The organism is Vicinamibacterales bacterium (assembly GCA_035699745.1).
Classification (GTDB): domain Bacteria; phylum Acidobacteriota; class Vicinamibacteria; order Vicinamibacterales; family 2-12-FULL-66-21; genus JAICSD01.
Map to the genome: position 1 here is coordinate 1 of DASSPH010000071.1, position 14,070 is coordinate 14,070.

The 14,070-nt window shown below is 67.6% G+C and carries 9 protein-coding genes; 2 read left to right on the forward strand and 7 right to left on the reverse strand.

The window, feature by feature from the left end:
• Window positions 1-212 precede the first annotated feature (212 nt).
• The gene (locus tag VFK57_17275) at window positions 213-1,457 is read right to left on the reverse strand and encodes a 2-isopropylmalate synthase (protein HET7697471.1); all 1,245 of its coding nucleotides are present in this window, start codon (window positions 1,455-1,457) and stop codon (window positions 213-215) included.
• Window positions 1,458-1,540: 83 nt separating this feature from the next.
• Between VFK57_17275 and VFK57_17280 the strand changes: the two genes are divergently transcribed.
• Entirely contained in the window at window positions 1,541-2,419 is an 879-nt protein-coding gene (locus tag VFK57_17280) for a LysR family transcriptional regulator (GenBank protein HET7697472.1), read from the forward strand.
• Here VFK57_17280 and VFK57_17285 read toward each other — a convergent pair.
• The 4 genes from VFK57_17285 to VFK57_17300 form a co-directional block, all read right to left on the reverse strand.
• Window positions 2,416-3,777, reverse strand: coding sequence for a glycosyltransferase family 39 protein (locus VFK57_17285; protein HET7697473.1), 1,362 nt, complete (start codon window positions 3,775-3,777; stop codon window positions 2,416-2,418). The genes VFK57_17280 and VFK57_17285 overlap by 4 nt on opposite strands.
• 119 nt (window positions 3,778-3,896) lie before the next feature.
• Complete coding sequence (locus VFK57_17290) at window positions 3,897-4,496, reverse strand: 3-isopropylmalate dehydratase small subunit (GenBank protein ID HET7697474.1); 600 nt, start codon at window positions 4,494-4,496, stop codon at window positions 3,897-3,899.
• Window positions 4,486-5,883, reverse strand: a complete 1,398-nt coding sequence (leuC, locus tag VFK57_17295; protein ID HET7697475.1) for a 3-isopropylmalate dehydratase large subunit — start codon at window positions 5,881-5,883, stop codon at window positions 4,486-4,488. The genes VFK57_17290 and leuC overlap by 11 nt, the downstream gene beginning before the upstream one ends.
• Window positions 5,884-6,074: 191 nt before the next feature.
• Complete coding sequence (locus tag VFK57_17300) at window positions 6,075-6,254, reverse strand: hypothetical protein (protein ID HET7697476.1); 180 nt, start codon at window positions 6,252-6,254, stop codon at window positions 6,075-6,077.
• A gap of 113 nt (window positions 6,255-6,367) precedes the next feature.
• On the opposite strand from VFK57_17300, the gene VFK57_17305 reads away from it, so the two are divergent.
• Window positions 6,368-8,635: a UvrD-helicase domain-containing protein gene (locus VFK57_17305; protein HET7697477.1), complete on the forward strand. Its 2,268-nt coding sequence runs from the start codon at window positions 6,368-6,370 to the stop codon at window positions 8,633-8,635.
• A gap of 224 nt (window positions 8,636-8,859) precedes the next feature.
• On the opposite strand, the gene gyrA is transcribed toward VFK57_17305, so the two are convergent.
• The gene (gene gyrA / locus VFK57_17310; GenBank protein ID HET7697478.1) at window positions 8,860-11,358 is read right to left on the reverse strand and encodes a DNA gyrase subunit A; all 2,499 of its coding nucleotides are present in this window, start codon (window positions 11,356-11,358) and stop codon (window positions 8,860-8,862) included.
• Window positions 11,359-11,406: 48 nt separating this feature from the next.
• Window positions 11,407-14,037, reverse strand: coding sequence for a DNA topoisomerase (ATP-hydrolyzing) subunit B (gene gyrB / locus VFK57_17315; GenBank protein ID HET7697479.1), 2,631 nt, complete (start codon window positions 14,035-14,037; stop codon window positions 11,407-11,409).
• Window positions 14,038-14,070: the final 33 nt, after the last annotated feature.

Consider the following 14,070-nt stretch of genomic DNA (forward strand, 5'->3'; position numbering starts at 1 on the left):
CCGGCGGCGCATCCGCTGCTGACGCCGGTGCTGATGGTGGTGCCGCTGCAGCTGCTGGCCTACCACATTGCCGTCCGCCGCGGCTGCGACGTCGACCAGCCGAGAAACCTGGCGAAGAGCGTGACGGTCGAGTAGATTTGGAAATTTGGAAGTTTGGGAATTTGGAAATCTGGGAGATTGCCAAATTCCCAAATTACCAAATTTCCAACTGGCTAGACCCCGTGCCCGTATCCGACTTCGGCCGGGGTGGCGGTGAAGTCGTGCACGGCGGGGATGGCGGCCGTGTCGGGGCGAGTCGCGGCACCGCCGGTCGCGCCGGCGACGATGGCGGCGAGGTCGGCGTCGCTCACGACTTTCTCGCGATCCGCGTGGGCGATCACCGCCTTGTAGACGGCGTCGAGCGTGGGGCGATCCAGGGTGTGGCCGATCTGCTCGCAGCGGCGCTGCACCGCGTGGCGGCCGGAATGCTTGCCCAGCACCAGCGTCGCGCTGACGCCGACCTCCTCGGGCCGCATGATCTCGTAGGTGCGGCGATCCTTCAGCATCCCGTCCTGGTGAATGCCGGCTTCGTGCGCGAAGGCGTTGCGGCCGACGATCGCCTTGTTCGCCTGCACCCCCTCGCCGGTGAGCGCGGTGAGCAACTGGCTCGTGGCAAAGATCTCGCGGGTGTTGACGCCGGTCTGGTACGGCAGCCGATCGCCCCGCACGCGGATCGCCATCACGATTTCCTCGAGTGACGCGTTGCCGGCGCGCTCGCCGATGCCGTTGACGGTGCACTCGACCTGACGCGCGCCGGAGTTGATCGCCGACAGCGTGTTGGCCACCGCCAGTCCGAGATCGTCGTGGCAGTGCGCGCTGAACGTCACCTGATCCGAGCTCGGGACGCGGGCGATGACCTTCTGGAAGAACGAGGAGACTTCGTCGGGGGTCGAGTAGCCGACGGTATCGGGGAGATTGATCGTCTTGGCGCCGGCCTGAATCACCGCCTCGATCATCTGCCACAGGAAGTCGGGATCGGTGCGGGTTGCGTCCTCGGCCGAGAACTGCACGTCGTCGGTGTAATTGCGCGCCAGGCGCACGGCGGCCATGGCGACGCGCAGGCACTCGTCGCGCGAGATGCGCAGCTTGCGCTCGAGGTGCAGATCCGAGGTGGCGATGAAGACGTGGATGCGGCGGCGCGGCGCCGGCGTCAGCGCCCAGGCGGCGCGCTCGACGTCCTTGGAGTGGCAGCGCGCCAGCGCGGCAATCACCGGCCCCCGCACGTGCGTCGAGATGGCGCGGACCGCTTCCGCGTCCGCCTCCGAGGCGATCGGGAACCCGGCCTCGATGATGTCGACGCCGAGCGTCTTCAACTGCCGCGCCATCTTCAGCTTCTCGTCGATGCGAAGCGAAAAGCCGGGGGCCTGCTCGCCGTCCCGCAGCGTGGTGTCGAAGATGGTCAGCCGGTTGCCAGACATGGGGTCACTCCTGCCTACCTTTGTAGCGGCCCCCGGGGCCACAAGTCCAATTTATAGTTCTTTGGTTAGAATTAGGGACGCTTATGCAGCTCGCCGACCTCGCCGCTTTCCTCGCCGTGGCCTCGGATCGGAGCTTTTCGGCCGCGGCCCGGCGCCTGAACCGCACCCAGCCCGCCATCAGCCAGGCGGTCCGCCGCGTCGAAGACGAGCTCGGGGAGCGGTTGTTCGACCGCTCCTCCCGCGACGGGACCCTGACGGAGGCCGGCCAGCTGCTCCAGGATTACGCCCAGCGGCTGCTGGGACTGGCCAGCGAGGCGCAGACCGCGGTCCAGGAGCTGCAGCAGATGCGCCGCGGCCGGGTCATCATCGGCGCCAACGAGGCGGCGGTACACACGCTGCTGCCGCACGTGGAGCGCTTCGCGTCGCTGCACCCGCAGGTCGCCGTCGAGGTGCGTCGCGTCCCGTCGCGTCAGATCGCCGGCGCCATCCTCGACCGCAGCATCGACTTCGGCGTGCTCACCTTCCAGCCGACCGATCGCGGCGTGCAGACCATTCCGCTCGGCGGCGACGACATCGTCCTGCTGACCTCGCCCAAGCATCCGCTGGCCAGCCGCCGCCGCGTGACCATCGAGGAGGTCGGCCGCCAGATCGTCATCGCGCACAACGATCCGTCGCCGACGCGCGACCGCGTGCTGCGCGCCTACGAGCGGCGGCATACGTCGATCAACATCCAGATCTCGCTGCCGAGCCTCGACGGGATCAAGCGCGCGGTGGAGATGGGGATCGGGGTCGCGCTGCTGCCGCGGCGCTGCGCGCTGACCGAGATCGCGCGCGGTCATCTCGTCGCGGTGAAGGTGCCCGAGCTCGGGGCGCCGCGGCAGGTGCGTCTGGTGTTCAGGCGGACCGGCGAACGCAGCCGGGCCGCCGAGGCGTTTCTGGAAGTGGTGCGCGCCGGCGGTTAGCGCGGCCGGCAGCGCCGGACGCTGTCGATGAACGCGCCTCGCGCCGGTTCGGGATCGCCGCACTCCGCCACCTGCTGCAGCGCCGATTCGACGATGGCCGTGGCTTCACGCGTTTCCCACGTCGAGAGTCCGATCAGCCATATCGCACGGCGCCCGGCAGCCGCGCCGCGCGCGACTGAATCGGCCTCCCTCTCGAGACGGCTGCGGATCGCTGGGTTGCCCAGCCGTCCGGGCCAGTCCGCAAAGACGTCGTAGGCATCGCGCGGGAACGCGACGAGCTGCACGCACGGCGGCGCCCCGAGCCGCCGGAAGTAGTACTCCGCCGTCGTCGCCGACACACCGGGAGCGATCACGACGTCGCCGCATGCCGTTCGGGACAGCAGGGCCGCGATCGTGGCGCGGCTCGGGGCGGGATCGACGTGCGGCCGCGCGCCGATGCGGTACGTCGCGGCGGCCGCACATACCAGAACGCCGGCCGCGAGCGCCACGCGGCTGCCGCGGGCGAGGACGGCGGCGATCGCCACGCAGGTCGCCGGCAGCAGCATCAGCGGTGTTCGGCTCGCCTCGAACACCGGCTTCCAGACCGACAGCGCCACCGGCAGCGCCCAGGCCGTCGCGGTCGAGAACGCAACCCAACGCGCCGCCGGGTTGCTGAACAGCCGCGCGAGCGCCGCGCGCCGTACGGCGATGACGCCGGCGGCGAGAATCGCGACGACGATCGCGGGGCGCAGACCCCAGATCAGGGCGCCCGCGTTGTAGAGATCGTGCGGCGACGGCGCCTGCATCCACCTCGTCGTCCCGAGCCTGACGGTCGCGATCAGCACCGGCGCCCAGAGCGCGAGATAGACGGCAATCGCGGCGAGCGGCGCCGCGGCCGCGAGGCGCTGGCGCGGCGCCGCCAGCAACCCACCAAGGGAATAGCTCGCGGCAAGCAGCACGTAGGTTGGATGCGTGAACGCCCCCGCGAGGTGGGTCAGACACAGGAGCGCGAGGCGAACCCGCGACACGCGAGACGCGTCGTCGATCAACCGTACCGTTTGCCACAGCGCCAGGGCGGCGATGAAGGCCAGGAGTGCGTACGACCGCACGGTCGCGGCGTGTTCGAGCCCGAGGCGATCGCTCGACGCCATGAGCAGCGCCGCGCCGATCCCCGCTGCAGCTCCGGCGATGCGGCCGGCGGCCAGGCCGGCGAGAACGGCGGCGGCCGCGTAGCACAACGCCGAGAGCGCGCGCAGCGCGAACTCCGATTCGCCGAACACGGCGGACCAGCCCTTGAGTGCGAGGTATCCGAGCGGGAGATTGTCGAGGGGGAGCCGGTTCCACAACTCACGCCACGGCAGGCGTGCGGTGTTCGCCATGAACGGCTCGTCGACGGTGAGCCCGAAACCGTGGCGGTACCACAGCGCCGCGGCGAACGTCAGCGCGCCGATGGACAGGAGGGCGAGGGTAAACCGGCGTGACTGCGGGATGGCGGATCTTACCAGCCGCCTGCCACGTACGGCAGGCGGGCCGCCACCGCCCGCACGGCGGCGAAGTCGTCCAGCAGCAGCCCGGTCGCGTCCCAGCTGCCGTCGAGAAACGCCTCGCGGGCCGAGGGAGGGAGCGCAATCGCGAACGACTGCCCCGCGGCCGTGACGCGCATCGACTGCAGATCGACGGTGAACGGGGTCGACGGATCGCGTTCCGCGACGGCCATCATCGCCTGCATCGCCTCGGCGGATGCCGTCGGACACGGCATGCCGAGGGCGATCGAGTTGCCGAAGAAGATCTCGGAGAACGACTGCCCGATCACGACGCGAATCCCGCGGCGGCGAATGGCCTGCGGCGCATGCTCGCGCGACGATCCGCAGCCGAAGTTGGCGTTCACCAGCATGACGGCGGCATCGGCATAGGCTGGATTGGACACGGGATGTGCGCCCCCCAGCTGCTGGCGGTCGTCTTCGAAGAGGTGGGCCTCGAGCCCCTCGAAGGTGATCGACTTCAGGAAGCGCGCCGGGATGATGCGATCGGTGTCGATGTCGTCGCCGCGCACCGGGATCGCGGTGCCGCGAATCTCGCGGATGCGCTCAACGGCCATGCACGAGCTCCGCGGGCGCGAACTCCCGGACGTCGACCAGCTCGCCGGCGATGGCCGCGGCGGCAACCATCGCCGGGCTCATCAGCAGCGTGCGGCCGGTTGGACTGCCCTGCCGTCCCTTGAAGTTGCGATTCGAAGAGGACGCGCAGATCTCGCGCCCCTGGAGTCGATCGGGGTTCATCGCCAGGCACATCGAGCAGCCGGCGCCGCGCCACTCGAAGCCGGCGTCGAGGAACACGCGATCCAGCCCCTCGCGCTCCGCCGCGGCGCGAACCGCCTGGGAGCCGGGAACGACCAGCGCTTTCACGTGCGAGGCGACGTGCTGCCCCCGGACGATCCGAGCCGCCTCGCGGAGGTCCGAGAGCCTGGCGTTGGTGCACGAGCCGACGAACGCGACGTCGATCCTCGTGCCCTTCATCGGCTGGCCGGGTTGGAAGCCCATGAAGGCGAGCGCCTCCGCGTCCGCCTGTTCCGGCAGCCGTTCGCCGATCGCGACCGACTGACCCGGGTTGATCCCCCAGGTGACGGTCGGCTGGATCGACGCGGCGTCGAGCTCCACGCGATCGTCATAGCGCGCGTCGGGATCGGACGCGATCGACTTCCACCACGACGTCGCCCGATCGAACGCATCCCCTTGCGGGGCGTACTGCCGTCCGCGCAGGTAGTCGAAGGTGGTCTCGTCCGGGTTGACGTAGCCGACGCGGGCGCCACCCTCGATCGACATGTTGCAGATCGTCATCCGCTCGTCCATCGACATGCGATCGACGGCGTCCCCGCCGTACTCGTACGCGTACCCCGCGCCCCCCTTCACGCCGAGGCGGCGGATGATCTCGAGAATCACGTCCTTGGCGTAGACGCCGCGCCCCAGGCGCCCTTTCACGTCGATGCGGCGCACTTTCAGCGGCTCCATCGCGAGGCACTGGGATGCGAGAACGTCGCGCACCTGCGACGTGCCGATGCCGAACGCCACCGCGCCGAACGCGCCGTGGGTGGAGGTGTGACTGTCGCCGCAGGCGATGGTCATGCCCGGCTGCGTGAGCCCCAGCTCGGGGCCGATCACGTGGACGATGCCCTGGTGGCCGCTGTCGATGCCGAGCAGCCTGATGCCGTGCTCGCGGCAGTTCCGCTCGAGGGCGGAGAGCATGTCTTCGGCCATGAGGTCGACGAACGGGCGCCGCTGATCGAGCGTCGGCACGATGTGGTCGACGGTCGCGATCGTCCGCTCCGGCATCGCCACGCCGAGCCCCCGCGCGCGCAGCATGTCGAACGCCTGAGGCGTGGTGACTTCGTGAATGAGGTGCAGGCCGATGAACAGTTGGCTCTGGCCGGTCGGGAGCCGCCGCACTTCGTGCGCCGCCCACACTTTGTCGAACAAGGTGGCCGCCATGGAACGGCGATCGTAGCACGGCGCTCGAGGGCAGAGGGTGCCGGCCAGTTTGGCAGATCATTTGCGACGCGGGTTGCCGCTCGTCTCGAAATCAGTCGGTTACGTGGCGACGTACGCAGGAGGATCGTACCGGGACCAGATCCGCATCGCAGAACTTGCGGCATTCGTAACGGCGCGCCGTCCGCGCCGGGTCAGCCGTTATCGTCGTCCTGCTGTGAGTCTTGCCTGCGTCCGCGACTCTGTTCACGCAGCTCGTGTTCGAGCTTGGAGGCCTCCGCCTTGGCCTCCTGCTGCTTCGTGCTGTCGTCACCAGGACGCAACCGGCCGCCGACTTTGTACTGTCCAGGGTTGACGTTGTTGTGTTTGCTCATACAACCGTGGTTTTCAAGTTCCGCGCCACGCACCTCGAGCCTCGCACCTCGAGCCTCGAGCCTCGCACCTCGAACCTCCGACGCAAGCACCGCTATACTGAAAGCTCCTCCCCATGACCTTCCTCGACAAGCTCAACCCGGAACAGCGCGAAGCCGTGCTGCACACCGACGGTCCGTTGCTGATCCTCGCCGGCGCCGGTTCCGGCAAGACCCGGGTGATCACGTTCCGCATCGCTTACCTGATCGGCAACGGCCACGCCCGCGCGGACGAGGTGCTCGCGGTCACGTTCACCAACAAGGCCGCGGGGGAAATGCGCGAGCGCGTGGAAGCGGTGCTCGGCGACGACGCCAACGGCGTGTGGCTGTCGACGTTCCACTCGTTGTGCGCCAGGCTGCTGCGCCGTGAAGCGCCGCACATCGGGCTCTCGCGCGACTTCGTCATCTACGACTCGTCGGACCAGGTGTCGGTCGTGAAGCAGGCGTCGCGCGAGCTCGGCATCGACGACAAGCTGGTGCCGCCGCGGGTCGCGCTGTCGCGGATCAGCCAGGCGAAGAACCGGATGGAAGGCCCGGATTCGCTGCGCGGCGCGTGGAACCTGCGCGACGAACAGATTGCGCGCATCTACGAGAAGTACCTGACCGCGCTCCGCGAGAGCAACGCGCTCGACTTCGACGACCTGCTGCTGAAGACCGTCGAGCTGTTCGAGACGTCGGCGCAGGTGCGGGAGCGCTACGGCCGGAAGTTCAAGTACGTGATGGTCGACGAGTACCAGGACACCAACCGGCCGCAGTACATGCTCATCAAGCGCCTCGCCGAGTCGCACCGCAATCTCGCGGTCGTCGGCGACCCGGACCAGTCGATCTACAAGTGGCGCGGCGCCGACCTGCGCAACATCCTGGACTTCGAAACCGATTTCGGTGACGCCAGGATCGTCCGTCTGGAGCAGAACTACCGCTCGACGCAGGTCATCCTCGATGCCGCCACCGCGGTCATTCAGCAGAACCGCAACCGCAAGGACAAGCGGCTATGGACGGATCGCAAGGGCGGCCGCAAGATCGTCTACTTCCGCGGCGGCGACGAACTGGAAGAGGCCGACTTCATCACCAGATCGATCAAGCAGGCCCGGGCCGAGGACGTCGACACGATGATGGCGGTGCTCTACCGCACCAACGCGCAGTCGCGCGCCATCGAAGATCAGCTGATGCGGGAGTCGATCCCGTACAAAATCATCGGCGGCGTCCGCTTCTACGAGCGGAAGGAGATCAAGGACGCCCTCGCCTACCTGAAGCTGATCATCAATCCGCACGACGACGTGAGCCTGCGGAGGGTGATCAACGTGCCGGCGCGCGGCGTCGGCAAGGGGGTCATGGACTCGCTCCAGGCGATCGACCCGGACCGGATCGCCGCAGACGCGCCGCCGCTGCTCGCCGCCGGGCTCGCCGAGGTCAGCTCCGCGCGGTCGCTGTGGGCAAGGCTGGTCTACGCGGTCGACGAGAACAAGCTGGCCAGCCGCGCCGTCGCGTCCCTCCGGGCCTTCAGGGATCTCATCGTCGGCCTCGCGCACGACGCCGCGACCGACTCGGTGTCGATTGCCATCGGGAAGATGCTGGACCGCTCGGGCTACCTGAAGGACCTGCGCGACGAGAACACCGAGGAAGCGAACGAGCGGACGGAGAACCTGATGGAGCTCGTCTCCGCGGCACGCGATTACGAGTCCCACGACGCCGAGGCGTCGCTGGGCGGATTCGTCGATCGGTTGTCGCTGCTGTCGGAAGCGGACGAGGAGCAGGGGACCAAGAACGCGCGCGTCTGGCTGATGTCGATGCACGCCGCCAAGGGGCTCGAGTTCCCCGTCGTGTTCATCGCGGGGATGGAGGAGAACCTGTTCCCGCATTCCCGGTCGTCCGAGGACCAGGACGAACTCGAGGAGGAGCGGCGGCTCTTCTACGTCGGCATGACCCGCGCCGAGAGCCGGCTGTTCCTGACCGGGGCGGCGCGCCGGCGGTTCTTCGGCGAATACCAGTCGACCGAGCCGTCGCGGTTCCTGGACGAAGTGCCCGCCGAGCTGGTCGAGCGCATCACGCCGGCGTATTCATCGAGCCAGACCAGTTTTGCGCACGCGCACTACGAGTTCAGGACCAACCCGTACGGCCGCGGCGGGCGGCCCGCCCGCTTCAAGGAGGAGGCGCCGCGCTACGAGGACGAGGATCAGTCCGTCACCGGCGTCCGCGTCGGCATGCGGGTGCGGCACGCGCAATTCGGGGTGGGGACGGTGCTCGCGGTCGAGGAGCACACGGACGACTACAAGATCACCGTGCGCTTCAACTCAGTCGGGCAGAAGAAGCTGCTGGCCAGGTTCGCGAAACTGGAGCCCGCTTAGACAGGGAACGGACGGGAACGGAGCAGGAGTCAGACGGCAATCAGGACGCAAAAGTGGTCGAGGATCTCGTTGGGAACGGGCGCCAGTTTCTCCGCCGGCGGCCGCTGCCGTTCGGGGCACGGGGATAGGCTCTCCTCATGCGTGCCCCACACACAAAATTTCTGACACGCTCGAGAGCAGACCCGTTTTTGCTCCGTTCCCCTCCGTTGCCTCCGTTGCTCCGGTCAAGAAACCGTTCCCTCCTCCGTTCCCTCCTCCGTTCCCTCCTCCGGTTCCTCCCGTTCGGCGAGTTTCGCGACCGAGACGACCGCGTCTCCCTCCTCCATCTCGATCAGCCGCACCCCCTGCGTCGCGCGGCCGATGACCCGGATGTCCCCGGCCTTCATGCGCAGGATCATGCCCTGCTGCGAGATCAGCATCAGCTCGTCGTCGTCGTGCACGTAGGCGATGCCGACCACCTTGCCGTTGCGGTCGGAGGTCTGGATGTTGATGATGCCGACCCCGCCGCGCGACTGCAGGCGGTACTCGTCGAGGCCGGTGCGCTTGCCGTAGCCGTTCTGCGCGACGGTGAGGACGGTGCCTCCCTCGCGGACGACCTCCATCGCCACCACTTCGTCCCCCTCGCGCAGCGTGATGCCGCGGACGCCGTAGGCGGTGCGGCCCATCGCGCGCACGTCGGTCTCGTCGAAGCGGATCGCCATGCCGTCGCGGGTGCCGATGAAGATCTGTTCCTTGCCGTCCGAGATCTCGACGGCGATGACGGCGTCCCCTTCCTCGATCCCGATGGCGATGATGCCGCTCGGGCGCGGATTGCTGAACGCGGTCAGATCGGTCTTCTTGATCGTGCCCTTGCGGGTCCCCATGACGACGTACTGCTGATCGTCCTGCTCGGGAAAGTCCTTGACGGCGAGCAGCGCCGCGATCTTCTCGTCCGGCGATTCGAACTGCACCAGGTTGACGATCGCCTTCCCCTTGCCGCCGGGGCCGACGTCCGGCACTTCGTGGACCTTCAGCCAGTAGGCGCGGCCGCGGTCGGTGAAGATCATGATGTAGGCGTGCGTCGAGGCGACGAACAGGTGGCTGACGTAGTCCTCTTCGCGCGTGCGCATGCCGATCCGCCCCTTGCCGCCGCGCCGTTGCGCGCGATAGGTCGAGATCGGGGTGCGCTTGATGTAGCCGGTGCTGGTGACCGTGATCGCCATGTCTTCGTCGGCGATCAGGTCTTCGATCCGCAGCTCGCCGCTCTCGTCGATGATCTCGGTGCGGCGCTCGTCGCCGAACTTGTCGCGCACCGCCTGCAGCTCGCCGACGACGAGCTGAATCAGCAGCTCCTCGCTCGAGAGGATCGCGCGCAGCCGCTCGATCGTCTTCATCAGCTCGAGCAGCTCGTCGAGGATCTTCTGGCGCTCCAGGCCGGTGAGGCGCTGCAGCTGCATGTCGAGGATCGCCTGGGCCTGCACCTGGGACAGGCCGAACTGGCCGATCAGCCCGTCGCGCGCTTCGGCAGGGCTCTTCGATCCGCGGATCAGCCTGATCACCTCGTCGAGGTGATCGAGCGCGATCTTCAGCCCTTCGAGGATGTGGGCGCGCGCTTCCGCCTTGCGCAGCTCGAACTCGGTCCGCCGCCTGACGACTTCGCGGCGGAACTCGACGAAGTGCTCGATGATGTCGAGCAGCGGCATCACTCGCGGGCGGCCGCCGGCGATCGCCAGCATGATGATGCCGAAGGTGGTCTGCAGCTGGGTGTGCTTGTAGAGGTTGTTGAGCACGACCTCCGGCACCTCGCCGCGCTTCAGCTCGACGACGATGCGCATGCCGTCGCGATCGGATTCGTCGCGCAGATCGGCGATGCCCTCGACGGTCTTGTCGCGGTGCAGCTCGGCGATGTTCTCGAGCAGCCGCTTCTTGTTCACCTGATACGGAATCTCGGTGACGACCAGGGACGTCTTGTCCCCCTTCTTCGATTCCTCGGTGGTGACCCGCGCCCGGACGGTGATCGAGCCGCGTCCCTCGGTATAGGCCTGGAAGATGCCGGTGCGGCCGACGATGATGCCGCCGGTCGGGAAATCGGGGCCCGAAACGGCGCGCAGGATCGCCTTCTTGCGCGTCTCGCGCGGCTGCGCCCGCTGCTCGATGGCGGCGAGGCAGCCGTCGATCACCTCGCGCATGTTGTGCGGCGGGATGTTGGTCGCCATCCCGACGGCAATTCCCGCCGAGCCGTTCACCAGCAGGTTCGGAAACGTCGTCGGCAGGACGGTCGGTTCTTCGGTGGTCTCGTCGTAGTTGGGGACGAAGTCGACGGTCTCCTTGTCGAGATCCGCCATCATCGCCTCGGCCATCGCCTCGGGGCGCGCCTCGGTGTAGCGCATCGCCGCCGGCGGATCGCCGTCGACCGAGCCGAAGTTCCCCTGGCCGTCGACCAGGAGATAGCGCATGTTGAAGTCCTGCGCGAGGCGGACCAGCGTGTCGTAGATCGAGGCGTCGCCGTGGGGATGGTAGTTGCCCATCACCTCGCCGACGATCTTGGCGCACTTGCGGTAGGCGCGGGTGCTCGACAGCCCCATCGTCCGCATGCCGTAGAGCACGCGGCGGTGCGCCGGCTTCAGGCCGTCGCGGGCGTCGGGCAGCGCTCGTCCGATGATTACGCTCATCGCGTAATCCATGTACGAGCGCTTCATCTCGTCTTCGATGTTGACCGGTACTTTGGTGGTGAGATCGCTCATGCAGTGAACCAGTTGGCGCGCCGGCTCGGCGGCGCGGGCTGAAGCCGGCTAGATGTCGAGATTCTTGACGTCGAGCGCGTTGTCTTCGATGAACTTGCGCCGCGGTTCCACCTGGTCGCCCATCAGCGTGGTGAACATCAGGTCCGCGGCCGGGTGATCCTCGGCCTTCACCTGCAGCAGCGTCCGCTTGGCCGGATCCATCGTGGTCTCCCACAGCGTGTCCGGGTTCATCTCGCCGAGGCCCTTGTAGCGGTTCACCGCGATGCCCTTCTTGCCGGCGGCGATGAAGAACTCGACCAGCTCGTCGAGCGACTCGACCTTGACGTCGTGCTCCTTCGACTTCGCCGCCGCCTTGACGACGCCCGGCATCGAGCTCGCGTCGGGAATCTTCGGCTCGGCGGCGAGCCTGGTGGCTTCGTCGAGCGGAACGCCGCCGATCGCCGTCTCTCCCGCGGTCGCCTGCCCCGCGTCTTCCGCCGCCGCCTCGTCGGCCTCCGCGTCCGGCGCCGCGCCGCTGCTCTTCACCAGCATCGGCGCCTTGATGTCGCGGACGTCGTTGAAGCTGTTCGAGAGCGTCCGGAACTCGCTGGTGAGCGCGAAGTCGAGATCGACGCGGTGGTATTTCGGGTAGCCGCCGCTGCGGTCCTCGATGACCAGGCCGAAGGCCTGGTGCTCTTCGTCGGGCTGGACGCTCGCCGAGCGCGTCTTGGTGTGCAGCGAATCGGCGAACCCCTGCAGCCGGTCGCGATCGGTGAAGAACGCCTTCTCGCTGCCGCGGAAGCCCTGTTCCAGGAGCGCGATGATCACGTCGCGGGTCGGACCGCGGCGCTCGACCACCTGGAGCAGCTTGCGGAAGGTGATCAGCTTCTCGAGCTTCTGCTCGAGCGCCGGCCCGCTGATCTCCGCGCCGTCGGGGAGCACCAGCGTCCGCGATTCGACCGCGCGGCGGATCAGCCACGCCTCGAGCTGCCGCTCGTCGCGGATGAACGTTTCCGTCCGCCCCCGCTTGGCGCGGAACAGCGGCGGCTGCGCGATGTAGACGAAGCCGGAATCCACCAGCGGCCGCATCTGCCGGTAGAAGAAGGTCAGCAGCAGCGTGCGGATGTGGGAGCCGTCCACGTCCGCGTCGGTCATGATGATGATCCGGTGGTAGCGCAGCTTGCCGAGATCGAAGTCCTCGGTGCCGATGCTGGTGCCGAGCGCGGCGATCATGGTCTTGATCTCGTCGCTGCTCAGCATCTTGTCGAAGCGCGCCTTCTCGACGTTGAGGATCTTGCCCTTGATCGGCAGGATCGCCTGGAACCGGCGGTCGCGCCCCTGCTTGGCTGACCCGCCTGCGGACTCGCCTTCGACGATGTAGATCTCGCTCAGCGCGGGATCGCGCTCCTGGCAGTCGGCGAGCTTGCCCGGCAGCGCGCTGCTGTCGAGCGCCCCCTTCCGCCGCACCAGATCGCGCGCCTTGCGGGCGGCTTCGCGCGCCCGCGCCGCGTCGACGGCCTTGGCGATGACCCGCTTGGCGACGTTGGGATTCTGCTCGAGGAAGGCGCCGAGCTTGTCGTTGACGATGGTCTCGACGATGCCCTTCACCTCGGTGTTGCCCAGCTTGGTCTTGGTCTGCCCCTCGAACTGCGGCCGCGGGATCTTGACGCTGATCACGGCGGTGAGCCCTTCGCGGATGTCGTCGCCGCTGATCGTCGCGTCTTTCAGATCCTTGGTCAGGTTGTTCTTCGCGGCGTACGAGTTCACCGTCCGGGTCAGCGCGGCGCGGAAGCCCGACAGGTGGGTGCCGCCTTCGTGGGTGTTGATGTTGTTGGCGAACGAGTAGAGCGTCTCGGCGTAGCCGTCGTTCCACTGCATCGCGATCTCGACGTCGATGCCGTCCTTCTCGCCGCGCGAGTAAATCGGCTTCTCGTGAACCGCCGCCTTGTTCTGGTTCAGGTACTCGACGAACGAGACGATGCCCCCTTCGTAGAGGAACTTGTGCGACTTGCCGTCGCGCTCGTCGTCGATGGTGATGGTGACGCCGCCGTTGAGGAAGGCGAGCTCGCGCAGGCGCGTGGCCAGCGTGTCGAAGCTGTATTCCGTGGTCTCGAAGATCTGCGCGTCCGGCTTGAAGGTGATCTTGGTGCCGCGCTTCTTCGTCGTGCCGGTGACTTCGAGCTCCCCGGCGGGCACGCCGCGCTCGTAGTTCTGCTGGTAGACCTGGCCGTTGCGCCAGATCTCCAGCTCGAGGAGCTCGGACAGGGCGTTGACGACCGAGACGCCGACGCCGTGCAGGCCGCCGGAGACCTTGTAGCTGTCGTTGTCGAACTTGCCGCCGGCGTGCAGCACGGTGAGGACGACCTCGGCCGCCGACTTTCCGCTCTCGTGAAGATCGACCGGGATGCCGCGGCCGTTGTCGACCACCGTGACGGAGTTGTCGATGTGGATCGTGACGTTGACCTGATCGCAGTGGCCGGCGAGCGCCTCGTCGATCGAGTTGTCGACGATCTCGTAGACCAGATGGTGCAGGCCGGGTGCGCCCGTGGACCCGATGTACATGGCGGGACGCTTGCGGACCGCCTCGAGCCCTTCGAGGACCTTGATCTGCGCGGCCCCGTAGTCGGCGCCGGAGCCGTTACCGTTCGTGCCGGATGAAACCTCTGGGTGCTGCTGGTTCGATTCGTGCGACTGGTTCATTCAGAATCTGGAAGTTTGGGAATTTGGAAATTT

Excerpts from the sequence above, each read along its gene's own strand:
- VFK57_17275 (HET7697471.1), bottom strand. The coding sequence starts at position 1,457 with ATGTCTGGCAACCGGCTGACCATCTTCGACACCACGCTGCGGGACGGC.
- VFK57_17280 (HET7697472.1), top strand. The coding sequence starts at position 1,541 with ATGCAGCTCGCCGACCTCGCCGCTTTCCTCGCCGTGGCCTCGGATCGG.
- VFK57_17285 (HET7697473.1), bottom strand. The coding sequence starts at position 3,777 with ATGGCGAACACCGCACGCCTGCCGTGGCGTGAGTTGTGGAACCGGCTC.
- VFK57_17290 (HET7697474.1), bottom strand. The coding sequence starts at position 4,496 with ATGGCCGTTGAGCGCATCCGCGAGATTCGCGGCACCGCGATCCCGGTG.
- leuC (HET7697475.1), bottom strand. The coding sequence starts at position 5,883 with ATGGCGGCCACCTTGTTCGACAAAGTGTGGGCGGCGCACGAAGTGCGG.
- VFK57_17300 (HET7697476.1), bottom strand. The coding sequence starts at position 6,254 with ATGAGCAAACACAACAACGTCAACCCTGGACAGTACAAAGTCGGCGGC.
- VFK57_17305 (HET7697477.1), top strand. The coding sequence starts at position 6,368 with ATGACCTTCCTCGACAAGCTCAACCCGGAACAGCGCGAAGCCGTGCTG.
- gyrA (HET7697478.1), bottom strand. The coding sequence starts at position 11,358 with ATGAGCGATCTCACCACCAAAGTACCGGTCAACATCGAAGACGAGATG.
- gyrB (HET7697479.1), bottom strand. The coding sequence starts at position 14,037 with ATGAACCAGTCGCACGAATCGAACCAGCAGCACCCAGAGGTTTCATCC.